This is a genomic window from Bacillus sp. ISL-45, from assembly GCF_018613195.1.
Lineage (GTDB): Bacteria > Bacillota > Bacilli > Bacillales > Cytobacillaceae > Mesobacillus.
In genome coordinates this window covers 30,449-49,311 of record NZ_JAGGQQ010000002.1, presented here as the reverse complement: position 1 = coordinate 49,311, position 18,863 = coordinate 30,449, and the positions used below count along the sequence as shown (strand labels likewise).

Annotated in this window: 23 protein-coding genes; 14 read left to right on the top strand and 9 right to left on the bottom strand. The window is 42.9% G+C overall.

Annotated elements, in window-relative coordinates; genetic code table 11:
• Nucleotides 1-423 precede the first annotated feature (423 nt).
• Nucleotides 424-558: a hypothetical protein gene (locus J7E35_RS23430; RefSeq protein WP_285290313.1), complete on the bottom strand. Its 135-nt coding sequence runs from the start codon at nucleotides 556-558 to the stop codon at nucleotides 424-426.
• Nucleotides 559-703: 145 nt separating this feature from the next.
• Here J7E35_RS23430 and J7E35_RS23425 point away from each other — a divergent pair, with 145 nt between their 5' ends.
• The 6 genes from J7E35_RS23425 (at nucleotide 704) to J7E35_RS01445 (ending at nucleotide 5,712) form a co-directional block, all read left to right on the top strand.
• The gene (locus tag J7E35_RS23425; protein ID WP_285290312.1) at nucleotides 704-826 is read left to right on the top strand and encodes a hypothetical protein; all 123 of its coding nucleotides are present in this window, start codon (nucleotides 704-706) and stop codon (nucleotides 824-826) included.
• A 222-nt stretch (nucleotides 827-1,048) separates the two neighbouring features.
• Nucleotides 1,049-2,422, top strand: a complete 1,374-nt coding sequence (locus J7E35_RS01465) for a cbb3-type cytochrome c oxidase subunit I (protein WP_041964867.1) — start codon at nucleotides 1,049-1,051, stop codon at nucleotides 2,420-2,422.
• Nucleotides 2,423-2,437: 15 nt separating this feature from the next.
• Complete coding sequence (locus tag J7E35_RS01460; RefSeq protein ID WP_214776447.1) at nucleotides 2,438-2,980, top strand: cbb3-type cytochrome c oxidase subunit II; 543 nt, start codon at nucleotides 2,438-2,440, stop codon at nucleotides 2,978-2,980.
• Nucleotides 2,981-3,066: 86 nt separating this feature from the next.
• Nucleotides 3,067-3,462, top strand: coding sequence for a c-type cytochrome (locus J7E35_RS01455; RefSeq protein WP_214776446.1), 396 nt, complete (start codon nucleotides 3,067-3,069; stop codon nucleotides 3,460-3,462).
• Between the two features lie 16 nt (nucleotides 3,463-3,478).
• A complete protein-coding gene (locus J7E35_RS01450; protein ID WP_214776445.1) occupies nucleotides 3,479-4,090 on the top strand; it encodes a 4Fe-4S binding protein in 612 nt (203 codons plus the stop codon).
• 29 nt (nucleotides 4,091-4,119) lie between these two features.
• On the top strand, nucleotides 4,120-5,712 hold the full coding sequence (locus tag J7E35_RS01445; protein ID WP_214776444.1) for a beta-propeller fold lactonase family protein: 1,593 nt from the start codon (nucleotides 4,120-4,122) through the stop codon (nucleotides 5,710-5,712).
• A gap of 79 nt (nucleotides 5,713-5,791) precedes the next feature.
• Here J7E35_RS01445 and J7E35_RS01440 read toward each other — a convergent pair whose 3' ends face one another.
• A complete protein-coding gene (locus tag J7E35_RS01440; RefSeq protein ID WP_214776443.1) occupies nucleotides 5,792-6,694 on the bottom strand; it encodes a LysR family transcriptional regulator in 903 nt (300 codons plus the stop codon).
• A 42-nt stretch (nucleotides 6,695-6,736) separates the two neighbouring features.
• On the opposite strand from J7E35_RS01440, the gene J7E35_RS01435 reads away from it, so the two are divergent.
• From J7E35_RS01435 to J7E35_RS01405, 7 genes are all read left to right on the top strand, one after another.
• Nucleotides 6,737-6,922, top strand: a complete 186-nt coding sequence (locus tag J7E35_RS01435; protein ID WP_214776442.1) for a hypothetical protein — start codon at nucleotides 6,737-6,739, stop codon at nucleotides 6,920-6,922.
• Between the two features lie 672 nt (nucleotides 6,923-7,594).
• Nucleotides 7,595-8,308: a cytochrome c biogenesis CcdA family protein gene (locus J7E35_RS01430; RefSeq protein ID WP_214776441.1), complete on the top strand. Its 714-nt coding sequence runs from the start codon at nucleotides 7,595-7,597 to the stop codon at nucleotides 8,306-8,308.
• Between the two features lie 328 nt (nucleotides 8,309-8,636).
• Nucleotides 8,637-9,332, top strand: a complete 696-nt coding sequence (locus J7E35_RS01425) for a response regulator transcription factor (RefSeq protein WP_353050003.1) — start codon at nucleotides 8,637-8,639, stop codon at nucleotides 9,330-9,332.
• A gap of 4 nt (nucleotides 9,333-9,336) precedes the next feature.
• Nucleotides 9,337-10,386: a HAMP domain-containing sensor histidine kinase gene (locus tag J7E35_RS01420; RefSeq protein WP_251040705.1), complete on the top strand. Its 1,050-nt coding sequence runs from the start codon at nucleotides 9,337-9,339 to the stop codon at nucleotides 10,384-10,386.
• A gap of 65 nt (nucleotides 10,387-10,451) precedes the next feature.
• A complete protein-coding gene (locus J7E35_RS01415) occupies nucleotides 10,452-10,865 on the top strand; it encodes an OsmC family protein (protein WP_214776439.1) in 414 nt (137 codons plus the stop codon).
• Nucleotides 10,862-11,473: a hypothetical protein gene (locus J7E35_RS01410; RefSeq protein ID WP_214776438.1), complete on the top strand. Its 612-nt coding sequence runs from the start codon at nucleotides 10,862-10,864 to the stop codon at nucleotides 11,471-11,473. Before J7E35_RS01415 ends, J7E35_RS01410 begins: the two co-directional genes overlap by 4 nt.
• The gene (locus J7E35_RS01405; protein ID WP_214776437.1) at nucleotides 11,470-12,057 is read left to right on the top strand and encodes a redoxin domain-containing protein; all 588 of its coding nucleotides are present in this window, start codon (nucleotides 11,470-11,472) and stop codon (nucleotides 12,055-12,057) included. The genes J7E35_RS01410 and J7E35_RS01405 overlap by 4 nt, the downstream gene beginning before the upstream one ends.
• Before the next feature lie 195 nt (nucleotides 12,058-12,252).
• On the opposite strand, the gene J7E35_RS01400 is transcribed toward J7E35_RS01405, so the two are convergent.
• The 7 genes from J7E35_RS01400 to J7E35_RS01370 all read right to left on the bottom strand — a co-directional run bounded on the left by J7E35_RS01400 (nucleotide 12,253) and on the right by J7E35_RS01370 (nucleotide 18,192).
• Nucleotides 12,253-13,683, bottom strand: a complete 1,431-nt coding sequence (locus J7E35_RS01400) for a bifunctional metallophosphatase/5'-nucleotidase (protein WP_214776436.1) — start codon at nucleotides 13,681-13,683, stop codon at nucleotides 12,253-12,255.
• Nucleotides 13,684-13,835: 152 nt separating this feature from the next.
• Nucleotides 13,836-14,957, bottom strand: coding sequence for an MBL fold metallo-hydrolase (locus tag J7E35_RS01395; RefSeq protein ID WP_214776435.1), 1,122 nt, complete (start codon nucleotides 14,955-14,957; stop codon nucleotides 13,836-13,838).
• A 26-nt stretch (nucleotides 14,958-14,983) separates the two neighbouring features.
• Nucleotides 14,984-15,373, bottom strand: a complete 390-nt coding sequence (locus J7E35_RS01390) for a DsrE/DsrF/DrsH-like family protein (RefSeq protein WP_214776434.1) — start codon at nucleotides 15,371-15,373, stop codon at nucleotides 14,984-14,986.
• 14 nt (nucleotides 15,374-15,387) lie between these two features.
• Nucleotides 15,388-15,966, bottom strand: coding sequence for a sulfurtransferase TusA family protein (locus J7E35_RS01385; protein ID WP_214776433.1), 579 nt, complete (start codon nucleotides 15,964-15,966; stop codon nucleotides 15,388-15,390).
• Between the two features lie 161 nt (nucleotides 15,967-16,127).
• A complete protein-coding gene (locus tag J7E35_RS01380; RefSeq protein WP_214776432.1) occupies nucleotides 16,128-16,496 on the bottom strand; it encodes a hypothetical protein in 369 nt (122 codons plus the stop codon).
• Nucleotides 16,497-16,618: 122 nt separating this feature from the next.
• Complete coding sequence (locus tag J7E35_RS01375) at nucleotides 16,619-17,623, bottom strand: F510_1955 family glycosylhydrolase (protein ID WP_214776431.1); 1,005 nt, start codon at nucleotides 17,621-17,623, stop codon at nucleotides 16,619-16,621.
• 17 nt (nucleotides 17,624-17,640) lie between these two features.
• Nucleotides 17,641-18,192: a TVP38/TMEM64 family protein gene (locus J7E35_RS01370; RefSeq protein ID WP_214776430.1), complete on the bottom strand. Its 552-nt coding sequence runs from the start codon at nucleotides 18,190-18,192 to the stop codon at nucleotides 17,641-17,643.
• A 104-nt stretch (nucleotides 18,193-18,296) separates the two neighbouring features.
• Here J7E35_RS01370 and J7E35_RS01365 point away from each other — a divergent pair, with 104 nt between their 5' ends.
• The gene (locus J7E35_RS01365; protein ID WP_214776429.1) at nucleotides 18,297-18,554 is read left to right on the top strand and encodes a hypothetical protein; all 258 of its coding nucleotides are present in this window, start codon (nucleotides 18,297-18,299) and stop codon (nucleotides 18,552-18,554) included.
• Nucleotides 18,555-18,863: the final 309 nt, after the last annotated feature.

Here is an 18,863-nt window from a genome sequence, read left to right as displayed (position 1 = left end):
AAAAATATAATATCTTTTCTAACGTGATTACGTTATTAAATACCTCACAGGGTATATATTATATAAAATCAATACCTTTGTCAACCGTAATTATGAATTTTTTATGACTTTTTTTATCATAATTAATCATAACCTTAGAAAACAGCTTTATGACACGGATATTATCATCATATGTTTCAATTTTGGATTGTTGAATGGAATTTGAGTTAAGAAATGAAAAAGACATGCAGCTGATAACATATTTATATAGAAGGAAATAGTTTTCTGGAATAAAGAAAGCTATGAAAAAGCACCTAGTCAGATAAGAGATAGTAAAGTGAATTGAGTTAGAAGAAGTAATAGTGGGATAGTAAAAAGAAATAGAAGCCTGGAGAAATGAACCTTTATAATTAGCAGATTGTAAAGATTTTGATCCAGGCTTGATTAGTCTTCATCAAGCATTCTATATTTTACACTTTCATCGTAAAGGCCGTTTTTCTTGCTCCAGGCCCAGACAATCCCTGCTGAAGCAGTGAATGCGAACATCACCATCAGTAAGAGCCAAGCTCCAGGTACCATAATTGCACCTCCTTTTTGAAAATTGTCCTATACTATCGAATTACTCTAACAGAAATATCGGAAACCGTCCAGAGTATATTTTAGGGGTTGTAAAATAAAATCTTTGGGATTACAATGTGTTCAAATTAATTTGGGAGGTAAGCAAATGGAACATCAATCCCTGGGTTTTTACTTCGATTTTCTTTATTATATCGGAGTCCCTATCCTGATTATCTTCGTCCTTGATACACTGCGCAGAAAGTATAATAAAAAAGAAGAACAAAATTAATAATCCCCTGACAGAGCGAAATCCTTTCGCTCTGTTTTTTTTTTACAAAATTGTAAATTAACGCGTGTTTTTTCCAGTTATATAGCTTGTATAAAACATTTGGATAACACTATAAAAAACTTGAATAACTTTATTTCTGTATGGGATGTATCATGTAACATAGCAGATTGTGAAGAAATTGTGAAATATTTGTGTTTATTTTATGAACAGGGGAGTGTCAAAATGTTTACAGACGAAAAATGGAGTTCTTCCAAGAACTGGTTCATCGCTGCTGTCTTCTGGATCATCATCGGCATGAGCATGGGACTTCTTACTGCAACAAAACAAATTTGGCCAGAATTGTTGAACAATCGCTGGTTTACTTACGGGCACGTGCGTTCTGCCCACGTTATGCTTGTCATCTATGCATGGTTATCGATGGCATATGTAGGCTCTATGTTCTACATGATTCCAAAGCTTGCTAAAACGAAGGTTTATAGCGAGAAGATGGGGAATTTCGCTCTAGTATTTTATAACATTGTCATTTTGGAAGGTTTCTTCGCATTGCTTTTGGGCCAAACCGAGGTCATCGAATACGGCGAATTTCCATTATGGGTAGACGTTCAGCTTCTTGTCGCAATTGGACTTGTAGCTTATAACCTTTTCAAGACAGTTGGACGCCGCCAGGAAAAAATGCTTTATGTCAGCCTCTGGTATTTTCTAGGTTCATTGCTATGGCTGCCTTTGACCTGGATTGTCGGCAACTTCCCGGCACAATGGATTCCAAGCGGGGTGCAGCAAGGTCTGATGGGCTGGTTCTTAGGCCATAACGCAATCGGCCTTTGGATGACAACAGTCGGTGTTGGACAGATTTATTACCTGCTGCCTAAATTGACTGGACGTCCGTTATACAGCCACCAGTTATCCATGATTGGTTTCTGGGCAATCGCTACATTCTATGTTTGGAATGGCCCTCACCACTTGATGAATGGACCGATTCCAGGCTGGATTTCAAAAGCTGGAGTTATTCCTTCAATCGTTCTATTGATTCCGGTATGGGCAGTTCTAGCCAACTTCTGGGGAACGATGAAAGGTTCCTGGTCCCAGACAAGAACAAGCGTGCCGCTCCGTTTCACGGTTGCGGGAACGATTTTTTACCTGTTCGCATGTCTTCAGGGACCTTTGCAAGCCCTTCCATCTGTAAGTTCAGTCATTAAATTCACTCACTGGACTGTCGGGCACGCACATATGGGACCATTCGGTGCGTTCTCTTTCACATCTTTCGCAGCAATCTATTACATCTTGCCTAAAATCGTTGGACGCGAGATGTTCAGCAAGAGAGCAATGGAAGCTCACTTCTGGTTCTCTACTGTTGGTTTCCTAGTATTCGCATTCTCATTGTGGATCGCAGGAGTTGTCCAAGGATTCGCATGGATCGAAGGTGTTCCATTCCTGCAGACTGTATTGATGATGGAGCCTTACGTACAAGGCCGCGCAATCGGTGGAACAATGATGTATGTAGCTCAATTCTTCCTGGCATGGAATATGTATAAAACTATCAAACTAGCAAAACTTGAGAAAAAACAGCAAGCACAGCAGCAAGCTGCTTCTGCTTAATGAGGAGGGAACACGTTGGAACGTAAACCATCAGCTGTATTAATCGTTGCTTTAATCCTATGGACTTTCGGTGTAGCCGGAACGGTCATCCTTCCCCTCTTCGACCAGGAAATCAACTCTGCGACTGCGAGCGGTGAGCTCCGCAACTATCCAGAGGATTCTGCTGAAGCAAGAGGAAGAGAAATATATGTACAAAATGGCTGCCAGACTTGCCATACACAATTTGTAAGAGCATTGCCTGCTGACACGAATCAAAACCTTGGTCCCGTAACTAAAGGCGGCGACTACAAATATGATTTACCCCATCTCTTGGGATCTAACCGTACAGGTCCGGATTTAATGTGGGTTGGCTTGAAATATAACGAAGACTGGCAGCGCCAGCATTTGATTGATCCCCAATCAACAAGCCCGGGAACAATCATGCCATCTTTCGATTATCTATCGAATCAGGAACTTGATGACCTTGTCGCTTACTTGATGAGCCTCAAGCCAACAGAAGAGCGATTGGAAGAGTACAAGAAAGAACGGGAAGAAGCAAAATCAAAGGACCATAACTAAGCCTCGTTTTAATAGCCATTACCTTAAGCCCCGGCAATTTAAGGTAATGATTTTCTATCACAGCATTTTAAAGGCAGGTGCAAAAAATGAAAAAAGAATATCAGCAACATGATAGCAAAGAGGCGGATATCGTCTCTGGTATTAAAATTGAACACAATAAAGTGCCTAAACTCCTGGTAGCTGTATTTTATGTTGTAGCCATCTGGGCGATTGGGTATGCGATCTTCATGCCCGGAAAGCTTGCGGTCGAACCTGCTGCAGCTCCCCAGGATAATAAAGGAGAGCTTATTTTTGAAGGCACTTGCCTGAGCTGCCATGCTACGGGTGCAGCACCTGACTTGAGAGGTGTGACCGACAGGATGCCTGAAGAGGACATCAAGAATGTCATCAAAAAAGGCCGTAACACGATGCCTGCGATCGGACACCTTTATACAGAGAAAGAAATCGACAAAGTTTATGAATACTTAGAGGACTACAGATAAGGAAAGGAGGATTCTCGTGGGTAAAACTATAACAAGATGGGCATTTTTTATCATTATTTTCACTCTTCCATTCTGGAACGGCTTCAGGATGGATATCGACAATGAAAAATTGTTCTTATTCGGCTTCGAATTATCCTATGAAGCTGGCTATCTATTTTTCGTTTTCTTATTCTTGTTCCTGATGGCTTTCCTTGCACTATCGCTGATCGTGTACAGGGCGTTTTGCCAGTATGCATGCCCGCACAATACCTTCAGCATGCTTTTGAACAAGATTGAAGCAAAATTAGGTGAGAAAGGAAAAGCGGTAACCTTCCTGCTGGCTTTCGTTGTAAGCATCTTCATGGCTTATGCGACAGTAAGTTATTTTTACAATCCCATCACGATTTGGGAATCACTCGTTAACTTTAAAATGAATAAATATTTCTTCCTTGTAACTTCAACTGCTGTTCTATTTACAACTTTATCTTACAAGGCCAGGAACTCATTCTGTAAGGTTTGCCCATACGGACTTGCCCAGGGCATTTCACGTGTGGATGATAAAACTCAATGGCTTACACATCCAGGAGTATGGATTACATGGGGTACTACGACTGCCCTTGTACTAGTCCTGCTTGTTGGGTGGTTCTAAGAAAAACCAAAAGCGAGGTGAAAACATAAATGAATAAAATCTTGAAACTTTCAGCATTCGCACTACTTTCAATTTCTCTTACTGCCTGCTCTGAAGCAGCAGTGAAAGATACATCACTTGATGATAAAAACAGCAAAGAACTTCCTCCAATCCATGAGGACTATTCTTCGAACTGGTGGAAAGACCAGCCGAACGGAAACGCGGATACCAATAAGGACTGGGACGGCGAAGGCTGGATCTTGTCAGCAAACGAAGTTAGTAACGGTATTGCCATCGCTGATATTAAAACTGGCAATCCAGTAAAATACTTTCAAAGCTCTGGTACACCTCACCATGTCCACCTGAACAAAGACCAGACATGGGCTTTTGCGACACAGCGTTACGGAACAAGCGTATTAGCCATCAACATGGAGACACTAGAGGCACATGACATCGACTTCCCCGGCTTTGACAGTGATCCTGCACCACAGCATATGACATTCTCGAGAGATGGCAAATACGCTTTTACCTCCTTGAATGGTGTTGGAGCGGTTGGAATGATCGATGCTGAAAAAGCTGAACTTGTAAAAGTCTTCAAGGATGTAGGTAAAAAGCCAAGGGATCTGAATGTCACTCCTGACGGCAAAAAGCTGTTTGTCAGCTTGCAGGCTGAATCTTTCATTACAGTCATCGACATCGAAACAGGTGACATGAGATACCTCGAAAGAACGGAGACAGACTACGGAAAGGGAACAGGTTCCGGTCTGGATATGTCAAACGATGGAAAACTTGTGGCAGTATCCAATACTGCCGACAATGAAGTGGCAATCTATGACGCTGAATCCGAGAAGCTTTTAAAGAAAATCGGAGATATCCCTAAGCCGGTCAACGTAAGCTTCATGGGCGATACTTATGATTTGGTTACAGGGAACCGTAATGATGGATCCATTTCCATCATTGATGCAGATAAACTAAAGTTCATTAAAACCATTAAAACAGGTCCGGGAACAAATATCCCTTATCTTGGTCCAGATGGATACTGGTATACTTCCCAAAATGGTGCAGGGTATCTGACTGTAATGGATCCGGAAGATAACTATAAGATCGTGAGGAAAATCTGGGGCGTACAAAATATCCATTGGCTCTACTGGAGCCCGGATGGCAGCATGATGTTCGGATCGAACTGGGGTGACAAAACCCTTACGAAGATTGATCTGACAAAGAAAAAAGATTTCAGGCAGACCATTCCTGTAGGTTTGAACCCGAACGGAATCGCCATTAAGACTAATGTTCCCAAAGAGCAGCTCCTTGCAAACCAAAAAGGCAATGAGGAAGAAGCAAACAAGATCAAAAAAGCTTCCACTCTCGTATTCCCGGATGCAAGGAATATTAATGAAGAAGCATTCCTGGGCACTTGCCTGACTTGCCATGATATCGGCCGTATTATGAGGAACAACAGTAAAGGTGCTGAGGCGTGGACATCAGTTGTTGACCGTATGAAAGGAAACGGAGCGAAAATGACCGATGAAGAGAGACAGCAAATCATCGATTACCTGGCTTCTGACGAGCATAAGTCCCTTTCAATCCAAACGGAACTCGAAATGGAATTGGCTGAACAAAACAAAGATAAAGATAAAGAATAAGAACAACTAGCTCGATCGCATTTGGCTAGAACCATCCTATATACGCTGTTGCTGCACAAAAGAAAAACCCTAATGCTTCTTAACAGGGAGCATTAGGATTTTCATCTAATTCTTTTATATAGTCCCATAATCTCTCATGAAGATTGGACTTAAACTGTTTATCCTTCCTTAACAGGTAAAATGGGCGGAAACGGTCCCTGTCCTTGAAAGAACTGACCATAAGCTGTCTTGTTTTTACCTCGGGGCAGATCGCCAGCTTGGAAAAGACAGCTACACCAAGTCCATTTTTCACGCCTTCTTTGATGAGCGTGTTGCTATTATACACGAGGACGGATTTCGGTTTGATGTTTAACCCATTCCATAGATCCAGTGTTGCCTGCCTCATTGCACATCCTGGCTCTCTGATCAGCCAGGTCATTTCTTCGAGCTTGGCAGGGTCCTGGATTTCCGGGTCTACCCTAAGCTGTGGAGAAACACCCAGAACGAGCAGGTCATCATAGAACTCATGAGAAATGAAGTCATATCGGCCGGCCTGTCCCTCGACAAGCGCAAGATCAATATCAGAAGCATACAGCAAATCAGTAATGTGGACAGATGTTCCGATAGTGATCTGGATTTGGTTGCTTTTAATATCAGGATTCAGCTTGATGAAATCCTGAACCATTTTCGAAATAAGGCATTCGCCGATCGTATTGCTGCATCCAATCTTGATTGTTTGACTTGAGTCTCCTTCCGCAAGGATTTTTTCCAGTTTCTCATTCAACGCAATCAACTGCTGGCCATGTTCATACAATGTTTTGCCAGCCTCTGATAATTTGATTTTACGATTGGCCCTTATGAATAACTGTTTATTGTAATAAGTCTCTAACTGAATGATTTGATGGCTGACGGCTGGTTGGGAAAGATTGAGCATCTTCCCTGCCTGGGAAAAGCTCTCATATTTTGCAGCAGCAATAAAAGTCTTTAAATGTTCCAGATTCAATATGATCGCACCCCTTTATACTATAGAATTGGAGGGAATAAAATGAAAAAAGTAGATATTGTCATTACCGTTATTGTATTATCTGTTTTTATCTTCGGCTTGATGTACTTTACCAAAGATGATTCCGTCACATATCGCGACGTTAAATTCGAAATTGCCTCATTGTCCATATTATCCACTGTTTCCCTGTTTACCTATTTCGGTATCAGAAGAAATTTAAATCATTAATTGGCATTATACCACACAGGGTTTAAGTTGTGAGAGGAAATATTGTTGAGTAAAACCTAGGAGAACTCCTAGGTTTTTTTAGTATCAGAATGTATATCATTTCAACTTAGAGAATTGTCCAGCTCCAGCGCCTAGCCAGTTTTCATCTCCGAGATTCTTCCTCGAGTATCTTGCGAGAAGCGTCAGCTTTGAGCAGCTCGAGACGTCTGTCTAGCTGCGGCTCCTAACTCCTCGAGTCGTTTCGGTCCTGCCAATGAAGTCAAAGAACGACTTCACTGTCAGGCCCTCCAACGCTTGTCGGAGTTGGGCAGTCGCCTACGCATTTCGTTTTCGGTCCGCCCTATGAAGTCATAGAGCGACTTCACCGGTCGGCCCTCTGAAGCACAGGAAGTGCCAGACCCGCCAGCCACACGAAGTGGCGTTATAGGCGGGCAACGCTTGTCGGGGCTGCCAAGGCGCTTGCGCTTTTCTTATGTTCCTTGAAGCAGTATACTAGCAATCAAAAGCACGAAAAACCGTGCCGGCAAAAATAAGTGAATAAATTTGAAACTTATCTTCAGTCATTATACAATAAAAACACACTATACCAACAGGGGTATATTTTTAGTATTCTTAATTAATCCTTAACAAATACATCACAATATAGATAAAAGAAAAGGAGTGACTATTTTTATGACAGAAATCGGTTTATTTTTTGCTTTTACTGCTGGAATTTTATCATTCTTCTCACCTTGTGTTTTCCCTCTTCTCCCTGCTTACATAACACATTTGACTGGCGGAAAGATTGAGGGATCGAAAGTTGCAGTCGATCGCACAACACTATTTACCCGTTCATTTGGTTTTATCGTCGGTTTTAGTTTGATTTTTATCGTCATGGGTGCCTCGGCATCTTTCCTTGGACAGGTTTTCGCAAATTACCGGACAATCGTCATGCAAATCGCAGGATTGCTGATCATCATTTTCGGTTTGCAGATGGCCGGCTTGCTGAACATTAAGTTTCTGATGATGGAAAAGAAGGTTCAATCCGAAACCAAATCGAAAGGTGCATTTGGTTCCGTGTTCCTTGGTATGGCGTTTGCTAGCGGATGGTCACCTTGTGTCGGCCTCGCACTCTCATCCATCCTGCTTTTGGCGAGTTCTTCCGATACTTTATATCAGGGAATGTATCTGCTGACTTCTTATTCTCTTGGAATGGCAGTTCCTTTTCTAATCATATCTTTTGTCATTTCTTATTCATTAAAAGCAATCAAGAAAATCAACAAATATCTTTCTAAGCTTGCACTTGTGAATGGTATGATTATGGTAGGTATGGGCTTCCTTGTCCTTTCCGGGCAAATGCAGAAAATCAGTGCCTGGCTGTCTGCTTACAGCTTATTCGGAGTTTAATTCCTGCTGTAATGCTTTTTATTATATAAGTTGAACTTAACCATTATCGATTAAATGGAGCGGAAGGTGCGTAGACTCCTCGAAAATGCTGGAACATTTCCATCGTGCGTGGGCGGGTTCGTGGAAGCTCAACCAATGTCCTGCGGGATGAAAGGTCAGTGGAGACCCCACAGGCGCTTGCGCCGAGGAGACTCCCAGACCGCCAAGGAAGAATTTGCACTTAATTCTTCCCGCGGAAAGCGAAGCACCTGGAGCGAAATGAAAAGTTAAACTTTCTAGTTCAACTTATATAGTTGATATAAGGCAGTATTAAGGAGTGACCTATACAGTGAAGAAAGAACTGGTTGGCAAAAGTGTACTGGTTGTCGAAGATGATCCTAAAATCCGTACGCTTGTAAAGATTTATTTAACAAATGAAGGCTACGAGGTCCTTGAAGCGGACAATGGGATTGCTGCACAGGAAATGATTGAAAAATATGATCCATGCATCCTCATCCTTGACCTTATGCTCCCCGGCAAAAGCGGTGAGGAAATTTGCCGCTGGCTCCGCAATGACCTCGAAAGCATGATGCCTGTCATCATGCTGACCGCAAAAGCTTCTGAAAAGAGCAGGATCGAAGGCTTCAAGCTTGGCGCCGATGATTATGTCGTAAAACCATTCAGTCCAGCGGAGTTGATGGTCAGGATTGAAGCGGTGCTTAGAAGGACGGCAAGCCGATGCGGGAAGCTGACTTTTACTGGCCTGACCATTAAACCGGCTAAAGGGCTGGCAATGATCGATGGCGAACAGCTCGATTTGACCAATTTTGAATTCAGGCTTCTTCATATGTTCATGCAGCATCCTGGTCAAATCCTTTCTAGGACGCAAATACTCGATACCATTTATGAAAACAACGAAAAAGCCGTTACTGAGCGGACCATTGACGTCCATATAAAAAATCTCCGTGAAAAAATAAAAGAAAAAACGCCGAAGGATTATATTCAGACTGTAAGAGGAATGGGGTATAAATTTGCGGCGAATTAAAAGCATGGCGAATTTATTGTTATCCAAGCTTGTCGCAGTCAATAGTGTCGTCATCCTGCTGGTTATTATGCTTGCAGGGATATCAGTAAAAGATTATGCCTGCTTTCTTGTCAATAGCGAACAGGTGACAGGGACACAGCTGGTTGACACATTAAATTCCTTCCTGGTAAAAGTGAGTGTCGTTGCCTTTGTCATTGCCGGGCTTTTGCATTATTTTTCAGTAAAGCGCATCGTGATGCCCGTCAAGACTATGGCTGTTGCTGCCAATCAAATAAAGGAAGGAAAAATTCCCTCTAAGATCGATGTTCACGCCAGCGGGGAATTGGGTGAGCTCGTTTCAAATTTCAACGCCATGACCGAAACGCTCTCTGCGGTGCAAACACGGCGTGAGGAAATGCTCAGGGATATCGCCCATGAGTTGAGGACCCCATTAACGAATATCAACGGCTACCTTGAAGCCCTTCATAATGGTGTATTGACCGGAGACCGTGAGCTGTTCGGTTCTCTATTGGAAGAGTCCAGGCGGATTACGCGGATTGTCGACCTGATCGCCGAGCTGGACGCGTGGAATAAAGAGGTTTACTTTCTTGAGAAGCAGTTTGAAGAGATTGATATTAAACAAGTCATGGCAGAATCACTTGCAGCCTTTCAGCTGAAATTATTGAACAAATTCGAGACAGCCAGCCAGCATATAGAACATGCCCCCATTTTTGGCCATGAAGACGGATTAAAACAAGTCATGTCCAATCTGATTCAAAATATCATAGATTATGATATGGGCGGGGATCTATCAATCAAAGCCAAACCAGATGGCAAGGTGTACAGGATCACTTTTTCCCACAAAGGAACATGCATTGATCCCGAGACGAAAGAACTCATTTTCGAACGTTTTTACAGACTTGAAGAGTCCCGCAGCACAAAAGCTGATGGTGCAGGACTCGGGCTTGCCATCGCAAAAAGCATTATTGACGCCCATCAAGGAGAAATCGGCGTTGATACAGATGGGCATCATCACACATTTTGGGTAACGATTCCAATCTATCGCAAATCTTAATCATTCCTTAACAATCAGGTCACATACTGGTTTATAAAGCAGTTTCGTAAAAAGGAGCGATTGTGATGGAATTTACCTACTATAACGGAAAGCTTATTGGACAAATGGAATATGGATTCCTGCCAATATCTCCGAACACCGAAATGGGATACCGGCCTATGGAATTGTTCGTATCCTCTTTAACAGGGTGCAGCACATCAGTGCTCGCAAATATTCTTGTCAAAAAGAGAATAGACTATAAAAGGATTGACGTGCATGTGTCAGCAGCCAGGAACCCGGAAGAGGCAAACCGGATCGAACAAATGACATTCCATGTGAGAGTCCAGACTGATACCGCGGATAATGCTGTTCAGGCTGAAAAGCTTGCCGGACTTGTCCTGAAAAATTGCGGCATGATTCAATCTGTCATTGGAAGTATTAATATCCAATATCAGGTTGCTTTCACGCCAGACCAGCCAAAAAAAGGTGATGTTGCTTGAACTATATAACATTGGGCAGATTCACGCTGCCTGCAGATTTGCTTGCAGCGTTTGCCGCCATTTTTATCGGAGCCTTGATTTACCGTGTCAAGGAAAAAAAGAGTATCGATGATTGGTTTTGGAATAGCTTCTTCATTTACATTGCGATTTATAAACTCAGTTATGCAGTCTTCAATTTTAAACTGTTCATCGACACCCCATTCTCCCTTCTTTACTTTAACGGCGGTACTGAAGGCCAGATTTTAGCATTTCTAGGAATCGCAATATATTTATTTTGGTTAACAAAGAAAAAGGGAAATACCATCAAAGCTGAGGAATATCTCCCTGGGTACTTTATATTCTTTTTACTATATTGGACAGGATTATTTGCCTTTTCACAGGATTTCCTCGCGGCTGCATTCCAGGCCATCCTATTGGTGTTGTTCATTTTGTTTTACTTAAAAAACATAAAGCTTACCGCTGAGTACGCTATATTGTTCTTGATGCTCGAAGCACTGATAATTAGCCTTTATTCCAATTTACTGGCTGTGGAGAATCTGTTGATTTTCGCACTCGGAATTTACTTAATCATTTTTCAGCGTTTTAATAAGGAGGAATTTCAGCATTGAATAAAAATCTTTTATCATTTGCGATTTTAGCACTGGCTGTTGTCATTTTGGTCGTGAATATCTGGAAACCAGGATCAACAGAAAGTGAAAAAAACACAACAGCTCCAGCAGGCAAATCTGCAGAAACAACTGAAGATATTCCAGGCGCGAAGCTGTCTTCGTTGCGTGAAGGGGCTGAGGCACCTGATTTTGAGTTAACTACACTTGACGGCCAGCCTGTAAAGCTTTCAGATTACCGCGGCCAAAAGGTGATCTTGAATTTCTGGGCGACCTGGTGCCCTCCTTGTAAAGCAGAAATGCCGCATATGCAAAATTTTTATGAAGAACATAAAGATGACGGAGTGGAAATTCTTGCGGTTAACCTGACTAGCATGGATAAAGGTGTGGATGAAGTTCAGAAATTCGTCGATGAGTATGGACTGACCTTCCCAATCCCTCTTGATGAAGAGGGTGATGCAGGAACTACCTACCAGGCATTTACCATCCCAACTAGCTATATCCTCGATGAAAACGGAGTGATTATCAAGAAAATAGTTGGCCCGATGGATGAGAAAATGATGAAGGACCTTACTGGGGTTAAATAAGAAAAGTCGCGGTTATTTGCCCGCGACTTTTTTTGTTTATTTGACATTTTGGCTCTGTTTCGTGGTCGAAATGTCCATTAAACCCTCTTTCTTAGACATTTTGGCTCTGCTCCGCCTCCGAAATGTCCATTAAACCCTCTTTCTTAGACATTTTGGCTCTGCTCCGCCTCCGAAATGTCCATAAACCAAGGGATTTTAGGTGCTCAGGATTTTTGGTTCTGCATCTGCTTTGAATGTACCTTTTTCTTTTAAAAATTGCTTAATAATATCAACTGCATGGACACCATGATAGGTTTTATCAGCTTCAGCGCCTTTAAAAAGCTGCTTGCCTGCCCCCGCAATTTTGTAGTTCTTTCTCAAGTCAATCCCCTGCCCGCCAACAAGAAGCTTCTGAATTCTGTTTCCTTCCGGATTATAAGGCTTGAAGGACATAAATAATCCTGAGGACCTGAGTATATATCCGCCTTTTTGCTTGAATGGGTCTCTCGAAAAAACCATTTCAAGATTCTTCTCAAGAGTATTCATCAGATGCTCTCCTGTCATCTCCAGCGTAAACATCTCAGGGTTCGTGGGAATGATCGTATGCAGGTCATACTTGGTCACATCCCCTGCAGGGAGCGGGGTACCGTACCTCCAGCCATGTGAAAACGCCAAATCACTATCGTACGCATTTAGATAGGCATCGGTAATCAATTGATCCATCGGGGCTTCATTCAAGGTCATCCTGTGTAAAATCGACTCTGTCCTGCCCACTACATGATTCCGCTCCCTGCTGTATGGCTTAAGGATATCCGCAATGATTTCCTCCATCTCCTCATCTGCAGGGAAGCTTTCATCTATGGCTGCCAGCTCGTACTGATAGCTTTCCAGCTTTCCGCCTTCCAGGTTGATTACCAGCTTTCCAATGAAGGAAGCACTGGATCCTGCCTGGACGACTAGAGATCCGTTTACAGTGATTGGCTTTTCGACCCTGTCATGGCTGTGGCCCGATAAGATGATATCAATTCCATCAATGAGCGCAGCCAGTTCAACATCAAGCGGGAGACCCATATGACTCAGCAGCACGATCAGATCCACGCTGCCTTTTAATTCATCAACACATTGACGGGTCTCTTCCACTCCTTTTGAAAATACCAGGCCTTTTGAAAAGCTTGCAGGCATGGTTTCGTCAACATAAGGATAGGTAAGTCCAATGACACCTACCTTGATGCCCTTAAGATTTTTAATGATATATGGCTTTAAAAATGACTGATTGTCATTCTCCTCTTTTACGTTGCATGCAATTGTCGGGAAAGGCAAGTCTTTTGCCAGTGAAGAAAATTGCTCCTTACCATAGGCAAAATCCCAGTTGCCGGGGACCCATCCATCCAGCCCCATTTTCTTCAATGCTGGCAAAATGGCTTGTCCTTTTGAAGCGACCAAAGGAAGCGTGCCATGAAAAAGATCCCCACCATCAAGGAATAGTACATTTTCATTTTGCGATTTAAGATTCTTGACATATTTTGCGATCCTCGGGAAACCACCTATTTTACGGAGTTCAGGCTGGTTCTCCTTCCAGAATAGTTCATGATGGAGTTCCAGGCTCCCATGTGTGTCGTTTTGCTGGATAATCGTCAACTTAGTCATAGTATCCTCTCCTCCATTGTTCGTTAAAGCTTTTTCCATAAACGTCCTGATCAGCACGATGCTTATGGAAAAAGCCTTATTAAAAGGGGTACCTTACACATAAGGTACCCTCTTTCTTAACATTTCCCACTCTAGCGCTTCCGGTTATCGAGTTATCTAACAGCACAACGGTTTGGACCGATTTCCATTTCCCGCTGTTCTTCGATGTCCGGGTTGATTTTCCCCATATTCATCTGCCTTATTTCCTGGTAGGAGTTAGGCTGTGGCGGTAGGTTTTCGGTTACGGTCTTTCTGAACGTATCTTCACTGTCGATTTGCAATCCGTGATTTTCGGCGTAAAGAACGCCAAGTTTTTCGGAAATACTGCCGTCATCATTCATCTCATTGATTCCCATATAGTGGGCGGGCAGGACAAGTAATTCATCCGCAAGTTCTTTATAGCGCTGGTATAAAGTATTCCTCAAGTCGCCTACCCAGTCCTGAGCCAGACCGGCTAAGTCAGGGCGTCCGATGGAGTCGATGAACAGAATGTCACCTGTCAGCAGATATTGGTCATCAATGATGAACGAAGTACTTCCGATCGTATGACCAGGAGAGTACAAAGCGTGGATCGCGGTGTTTCCAACCTTGATTTCATCGCCATCCTGAAGAGGTTCATATTGGAATGTCACTTCTTCTGCATCTTTAGGCGGAAGGTAATATTTAGCTCCCACTTTATCAGCAAGCTTCTTACCGCCGGAAATATGGTCAGCATGGAGGTGGGTATCAAGCAGGGCTACAAGCTTGAAGTCCTTGCCTGACATGAATTCCTCATACTGTTCAATCATCCGGTTTGTATCGATGATCGCAGCCTCGCCATTTGATTCAACAAGATAGGAAAGACAGCCTTTGCCGATACGGACGAATTGATAAAGCGATCCGCCATTTTTCAGATCGCCAATCTTGATAGGCTCTAAATGTTCACTCCAGGCCTTCATGCCGCCCTCGATAGAGTAAACATTCGTATAGCCGGCCTCTTCGATTTGTTCGGCAACGAATTCTGACGAACCACCTTTTGCACATACGACGTAAATTTCCTGATCCTTCGGCAAAACATCCTTTACGGGATCCACACCTTCAAGCAGGTCAAAATACGGCGTATTATGGACTTTTACATTGCGGCCTTCGATTTTCCAATCATCGAAGTCATCTGTATTTCTTGTATCAAGGATAAACAGGTCTTCATGGTTAATGACTTTTCGAGCTAATTCTTTTGCTGTGATTGTCTGTACCATTTCATTCCTCCTGTCATGCTTTGATTTTAGAATGTCAATGTAATGTTTGCATCGCTTGCGAAGTGAAGGAATGAAGCTGCTCCGCCCACATCGATCCCTTCAACAAACTGGTCTTTTTCAAGAGACATAACGTCCATTGTCATCTGGCAGGCAATCATCTTGACGCCCATTTCTGCTGCCATTTCAACTAGCTGTTCTACAGGAGGAACGTTTTCTCTTGCGAAGCCTTCCTGGAAGTGCTCTGTTCCTGCTGGCATAGGCAGCTGCTTGTGCGCTTCCTTATGGATCAGGTTAAGCCCTTCAAATGTGAAGAAAATTCCTACTTCTGCGTCTGTTGCTGCTGCCGCAGTCGCTATATTGAATACTTTATATGCGTCGAACATTCCGCCGTTAGAGGCGATGATGGCTACTTTCATTTGTTGATTCCTCCTTATTTTTCAACTGATGTTTCGGTAGGGCCTGTCCAGTCCTTCATCCCGGAAACAACATTAATTGGTTTCTTGAATCCTTTTTCGACAAGCTTCTTTGCCGCCATATCACTTCTTGATCCAGAGCGGCAAATGATATAGACATCCTCTTCAGCATCCAATTCATTGAAACGCTGCTCCAGCTCTCCAAGTGGGATTGATTTTGCATTCGGAATATGCCCAAAAGCGTATTCAGCTGATTCCCTTACATCAAGAACGGTTATTTTTTCATTGCCTTCCAGCTTTGCTAGCACCTCTTCAAGTGTTGCTGTATGCGGGTGTGGCGATTCATTGTTCAGTTCATCTTCACTGGCTTTGCGGAGATAATGTTTGAGCACATCCCCTTCAGTGATCGTACCGAGGTATTGATTGCCAGTACTTTCAGCCCAGGCTTTTAAATCGGTTGTTGAACCTTTATCCGTGGCCTGTACTTCAATAACCTGGCCTGGCTCCAGCTCATTCATGGTCTTCTTCGTCTTGACAATCGGCATCGGGCATGCAAGACCTTTTGCATCAAGTACTTTATCCGCAGAAATTGACATAGTTAATCCCCCTTCCTACACTTTAGTATTTATGAATTCGTGGAATCCATACTGCAAAAATCCCCTCTAGTTTATATACCTCCTACGGTAAAAACTATGCGTATATTGTAAAAAAAATAAAAAAAAACAGCAACCATTTTGCCTTGGCTGCTGTTTCCTGCTTATTCTTTGCCTAAATAGATATTTGGATAAGACTGGTATGGATCGGCATATCCGCCCCTGCTTAGCCATGGAATATACCTCACTGGGTTCACACTGATTGCATACCTGAACATATTGTTCATCATGCTGTCCATCCCCATAAAGCTCATGTTCATCACCATATACATGGCCTTGATTGTGTTAAACTGTGAAAGCTCAACTACATATACGATTCGGTCTGCCATAACTCCAATTTGCCCTTCTGTCCATAAAATCCTGTCCGCCATGAAGCCAATTTGATCTTCTGTATATAAAACTCCTTCTAATGCTTGTGTGAATGTATCAGCACCCATTTGACCCACATACACGATAGCTCTGCTTGTTGCCAACCGCATCACCACCCATTAGTCAGGATATGTACCCCTGGGAGGATGGTGTCTGGCTAATTGGGAATGTTATTTGCAATAGCGGATAGAGCCCAAAATCACTGCAACCGAACTTGTGGTTCTTCCTATTCAACGCTTCCGTTAACTAAAAGCTGATTCCATGTCTTACCGCCATCCTCGGATTCATATAGATCATTAAGGATGGTGATGAATGCAATCCGGCCTTCCTGCTTTGGGTCAGCCGCTATATAAGTAATCGGATTATCATACTTCAGTTTGGGAATCGGAAGCTCCTCCCCTGCATTTGGCTGCTCTTTTGTAAGTCTGATTAGCTTAATCTCTTCATCCTCTACTGGCGCGATATACAAAGACTCCCGGGAATAGGCCGCAGCCGTTACCATTTGAAAATCTCCTGCCTTTGTCATCGTCGTCCCATAATCATCCGAGACAAACACCCCTTCCCTTGTTGCCATCGCCAAAGTTCCACCGTTTTCAGGGTGAACAGCCATCATACCCAGGGATTGGGCCTCCATTCCATTAAGTTCTACAGGTTCCCATGCTGCACCTCTATCTTTGGAGACATATACGCCTCGTTCCAGTTCGGAATTGGGTTCTTCGTTAATCAAGTAAAGGACGTTATCCTGATAGCTTGCAGAGAGAAAGTGAAAATCGCTTTCTCCGTAAAAAGCTATTTTATCAAGTGTTTTTCCACTGTCCGTACTTTTTACAAGGCCAAGCGGATTTTTCAAATCTGACCCCTCTGCTGGATGGCCGCTTGCAAAAAATCCATCTTCAACAGCCTGAAATCCCATGTAGTCATGGTTCTCATCCGTCGTTTCCAGCCATTCCCCATTTTTGAATATCTTCAAACCATAGTGGGAGGCAACAAATAATCCCTTATCATTTCCCGGGTAACCAATCCCATGAATATGCTCAATTTTCTGTGGCTCTGCCTTAATCAAAAAATCAGTATCTGATTCCGCCTGTAGTTCCTTTTGCTCCTCTTTTTTTGTTTTATTTTCATCAGAAGCAGGATTTCCCTGTTCCTGATCTGCTTCACCTGAACATCCGGTAAACACGAGCATGACTGCTGCAAAGATCGCGATCAAAAATAATCTCAATTTAAACATTTTTACTTCCTCCGTTTTTATCTCATTGTTGTCCAATAATAGTAGCAAATCCCGGCCGCCACCGCAAAAATGGCTGCAGCAAGCTGGTATTCAGTTTCCCAGCCAAGAACAGTATAAACTGAGTATGCCTCGATCAACAGGGCCGGAATTTTGCCTATTGTACTTGAAACAGCAAAAGTCCATGTGCCCATCGTGCTGTATGAAGCGGCAAGGGTGACGAGTCCGGATGGCGCGAACGGAAAAAGCCTTAATACAAGGACCAGCATGAAAGCCTCCATGCCTTTTGTTTGCTTAAGCTTTTCCAATAATTTAATTGCTTTTACAGAATCGATTTTGCCACTCAGTTTTTTAAGCCCTTTCCGATATAGAATAAAACTTATAATCGCTCCTAAGGCTTCTCCGAGAATGGAGAGAAAGAGTCCCAAGGAAAATCCGAAGTAAACGATGTTGGCAGCTGTCACAAAAGCACTTGGAATAATTCCCGCCAAGGCAATCAGTATGCTGACTGTAAGGCTAATGACAACAGCAAGCCATACCGGCTGGCCAGATAAAGTTTCTAATAATGACATTTTCAGCCTCCAGTCAAATTTCAAAACTTTGTCACTGCTTCTGCTTAGTTTTTGCAAACTGTCCCGGTAAGATTTATGTATACCTGAAAGGAGCTGACAAAGGCATGAAAAAACTAACGTTAAGTTTTTTAGGCGCTGCATTGATATTCGGAGCAAGTACTGCTGCTTTCGCAGAGGAAGGGACAGAAGGCAAAGGTGCTTTTAATTTCGGCCAAATGAAGCCGTTAATTGAACAGATGCACCCAGGGCTGTCCAATGAAGAGGTCAAGCAAATGTACAATGATTGCCACGGTACAAACGGTGCTATGCCGAGCAAAAACTTTAATATGATGGATGGCAGCCATATGGATATCATCGACTGAATTGGATATCCTCTGTCACATAATGAGGTTCTGGCTAAAAGCCAGAGCCTTTTCCTATGTACTTGATCTATTTTAACTTAAGAATTTGCAGAAAACATGAAAGAAAGAAAAATGACATAAATTTTTAGTCGTATTAAAAAACAACCTGACCAAAACGGTCCAGGCTGCCTCAAAAAAGTTCCTTAAACTAATACTTCATTATGATCAAGCTGTGGCTGCAGATCCGCGATAGTTGTGCCGTTTTGAGAATGCTGCGACGGCAGATCGGCTATGGTTGTGCCGTTTTGGGAATGCTGTGACGGCAGGTCA